Genomic DNA, 3,310 nt, shown 5'->3' on the forward strand with positions numbered 1-3,310 from the left:
CCCGTCCCGGCCCGCGCGGGGGCGGGCCGGGACGGGCCGGCACCACCGCCTGACCTGCGCGGCGGGGCCGCGCCGGACCGGCGTCCCCGCCCTGGGCCGGGCGGCGGCGCGCTGCTAGGCTGGGCCGCGGTCGTCGACCCCGCACGGGAGAGTGTCCGCGCAGCCGGCGCGGGCCGCCGAAGGAGCAAGCCCTCCCCGCAGAACCTCTCAGGCGCGCCGGACCGTACGGGCGAGACCACTCTGGAAAGCAGGGGCGCACGGCCCCTCGCCGAAGGTGCAAGCCGCGTCCGCGCGGCGAAGCTCTCAGGCACCATGACAGAGGGGGAGGATGCCCGTGTTCGCGCCCGTGCCGAAACGACGCCCATCCTCTCGGGAGTGCCGATGACATCCTCCGGCGACGCCGCCGCCCGCAGGACCCCGCTCTACGAAACCCACGCCGGGCTCGGCGCCACCCTCGTCGACTTCGCCGGCTGGCTGATGCCGCTCCGCTACAGCGGCGGCGAGCGGGCCGAGCACACCGCCGTCCGCGAGCGCGCCGGCCTGTTCGACCTCTCCCACATGGGCGAGATCCACGTCACCGGCCCCCAGGCGGGCGAGGCCCTCGACCACGCCCTGGTCGGCCACCTCTCCGCCGTCGCCACCGGCCGCGCCCGCTACACCATGATCACCGCCGAGGACGGCGGGGTGCTGGACGACCTCATCGTCTACCGGCTCGCCGACGACGACTACCTGGTCGTGGCCAACGCCGCCAACGCCGACACGGTGGCCGCCGCCCTCACCGAGCGCGCCGCCGGGTTCGACGCCGCCGTCCACGACGCCTCCGCCGACTACGCGCTGATCGCCGTCCAGGGACCGGCCGCCGCCGACATCCTCGCCCCGCTGACCGACGCCGACCTCGGCGCCATCCGCTACTACGCGGGGTACCGGCACACCGTCGCCGGCCGCCCGGCGCTGCTGGCCCGCACCGGCTACACCGGCGAGGACGGGTTCGAGATCTTCCTGCGGCCCGGCGCGGCCGCCCCCGAGGTGTGGGACGCCCTGCTCGCCGCGGGCGAGCCGCACGGGCTCGTCCCCGCCGGACTGTCGGCGCGCGACACCCTCCGGCTGGAGGCCGGCATGCCGCTGTACGGCAACGAGCTGAGCGCCGACATCACCCCGTTCGAGGCCGGGCAGGGCCGCGTGGTCAAGTTCGACAAGCCCGGCGACTTCGTCGGCCGCGCCGCCCTGGAGCGCGCCGCCGCCACCGGCCGATCGCGCCGCCTCATCGGGCTGGCCGGGCGCGGCCGCCGCCCGCTGCGCGCGGGCAACGAGGTGCTGCGCGACGGCACCCCCGTGGGCACCGTCACCAGCGGGGCGCCCTCCCCCACCCTGGGCCGGCCCATCGCCATGGCCTACGTCGACGCCGACCTCGACACCGCCACCGGCGCCTTCGCCGTGGACGTGCGCGGCCGCGCCGAGGACGTCGACGTCGTCGACCTCCCGTTCTACACACGCGACCGCTGAGCCTCCGGGGCGCGGACCGCGCCCCGGGGCGCTCCGCGCCGGCCGCCCCGCGCGGCGGCGCGGGCGCCGCACCGCAGGTCGGGCACGGTGCCGGTGGCACCCGCACCGTGCCGGATAATGGACCCACCTCCAGGAGAGTTGAATTGAGCGTTCCCGCGGAGCTGAACTACACGAACGAGCACGAGTGGGTGTCCGTGACCGACGGCGTCGCCACCGTCGGCATCACCGCGTTCGCCGCCGAGGCCCTGGGCGACATCGTCTACGTGGACCCGCCGCAGGCCGGTGCCGCGGTCGCGGCGGGCGACACCTGCGGTGAGGTCGAGTCGACCAAGTCGGTCAGCGACATCTACGCGCCGGTCGACGGCGAGGTCACCGAGGTCAACCAGGCCGTGGTGGACGAGCCCGAGGTCATCGGCACCGACCCCTACGGCCGGGGGTGGCTCTTCAAGGTCGCGCTGTCCGCAGAACCGACCGATCTGCTCACCTCGGAGCAGTACACCACGCTGATCGAAGGCGAAGGATAACCAGATGGCCTCTGACAACCTCCTCGACCGGACGCTCGCCGACCTCGACCCCGAGGTCGCGCGGGCCGTGGGCGACGAGCTCGGCCGCCAGCGCGACACCCTGGAGATGATCGCCTCCGAGAACTTCGCCCCCCGGGCGGTCCTGGAGGCGCAGGGCACGGTCCTCACCAACAAGTACGCCGAGGGCTACCCGGGCCGCCGCTACTACGGCGGGTGCGAGTACGTCGACGTGGTGGAGCAGCTCGCCATCGACCGGGCCAAGGCCCTGTTCGGCGCCGAGCACGCCAACGTGCAGCCGCACTCCGGCGCGCAGGCCAACACCGCGGTGTACTTCGCCCTGCTCAAGCCGGGCGACACCATCCTGGGGCTGGACCTCGCCCACGGCGGGCACCTCACCCACGGGATGCGGATCAACTACTCCGGCAAGATCCTCAACGCGGTCGCCTACCACGTGCGCGGCGACGACGGCACGGTCGACTACGACGAGGTCGAGGCCCTCGCCGAGGAGCACCGGCCCAAGATGATCGTGGCCGGCTGGTCGGCCTACCCGCGCCAGCTCGACTTCGCGCGGTTCCGCAAGATCGCCGACCAGGTCGGCGCGCTGCTCATGGTCGACATGGCGCACTTCGCCGGGCTCGTGGCGGCGGGGCTGCACCCCAGCCCGGTGCCGCACGCCGACGTGGTCACCACCACCACCCACAAGACCCTGGGCGGGCCGCGCGGCGGGCTCATCCTGGCCCGCGCCGACCTCGGCAAGAAGATCAACTCGGCGGTGTTCCCCGGCATGCAGGGCGGGCCGCTGGAGCACGTGATCGCCGCCAAGGCCGTCGCGCTGAAGGTGGCGGCGGGCGAGGAGTTCGCCGACCGCCAGCGGCGCACCCTGTCGGGGGCGCGCCTGCTCGCCGAGCGGCTGACCCGGCCCGACGCCGCCGAGGCCGGCGTCAAGGTGCTCACCGGCGGCACCGACGTCCACCTCGTGCTGGTCGACCTGGTCGACTCCGCGCTCAACGGCCAGGAGGCCGAGGACCGGCTGCACGAGATCGGCATCACCGTCAACCGCAACGCGGTGCCCAACGACCCGCGCCCGCCCATGGTCACCTCCGGGCTGCGCATCGGCACGCCCGCGCTGGCCAGCCGCGGCTTCGACGACGCCGCGTTCACCGAGGTCGCCGACGTCATCGCCGAGGCGCTCAAGCCGGGCTACGACGCGGCCGCCCTGCGCGCCCGGGTCGACGCCCTGGTGCGCGCCCACCCGCTCTACCCGGGGCTGTAGCGCCCCGCGC

General features: G+C 74.8%; 3 protein-coding genes and 1 riboswitch. All 3 genes read left to right on the plus strand.

Going from position 1 to position 3,310, the window contains the following annotated elements; all coding sequences use genetic code 11:
• Nucleotides 1-230 precede the first annotated feature (230 nt).
• A riboswitch (glycine riboswitch) is annotated at nucleotides 231-329 on the plus strand.
• A gap of 52 nt (nucleotides 330-381) precedes the next feature.
• The 3 genes from gcvT to glyA all read left to right on the plus strand — a co-directional run bounded on the left by gcvT (nucleotide 382) and on the right by glyA (nucleotide 3,300).
• Complete coding sequence (gene gcvT, locus NT8_RS27640; protein WP_067975927.1) at nucleotides 382-1,503, plus strand: glycine cleavage system aminomethyltransferase GcvT; 1,122 nt, start codon at nucleotides 382-384, stop codon at nucleotides 1,501-1,503.
• Nucleotides 1,504-1,646: 143 nt separating this feature from the next.
• Complete coding sequence (gene gcvH, locus NT8_RS27645) at nucleotides 1,647-2,027, plus strand: glycine cleavage system protein GcvH (RefSeq protein ID WP_067975930.1); 381 nt, start codon at nucleotides 1,647-1,649, stop codon at nucleotides 2,025-2,027.
• Between the two features lie 4 nt (nucleotides 2,028-2,031).
• Nucleotides 2,032-3,300 carry a serine hydroxymethyltransferase gene (gene glyA, locus NT8_RS27650; RefSeq protein ID WP_067975932.1) on the plus strand — a complete coding sequence of 423 codons (1,269 nt, stop codon included), beginning with the start codon at nucleotides 2,032-2,034 and terminating at the stop codon, nucleotides 3,298-3,300.
• Nucleotides 3,301-3,310 lie beyond the last annotated feature (10 nt).

The sequence above is a fragment of the Nocardiopsis trehalosi NBRC 14201 genome (assembly GCF_001552555.1).
GTDB lineage: Bacteria > Actinomycetota > Actinomycetes > Streptosporangiales > Streptosporangiaceae > Nocardiopsis_B > Nocardiopsis_B trehalosi.

Bases quoted from the DNA above. Each gene is read 5' to 3' on its own strand.
- gcvT (WP_067975927.1), top strand. From the start codon at position 382: ATGACATCCTCCGGCGACGCCGCCGCCCGCAGGACCCCGCTCTACGAA.
- glyA (WP_067975932.1), top strand. From the start codon at position 2,032: ATGGCCTCTGACAACCTCCTCGACCGGACGCTCGCCGACCTCGACCCC.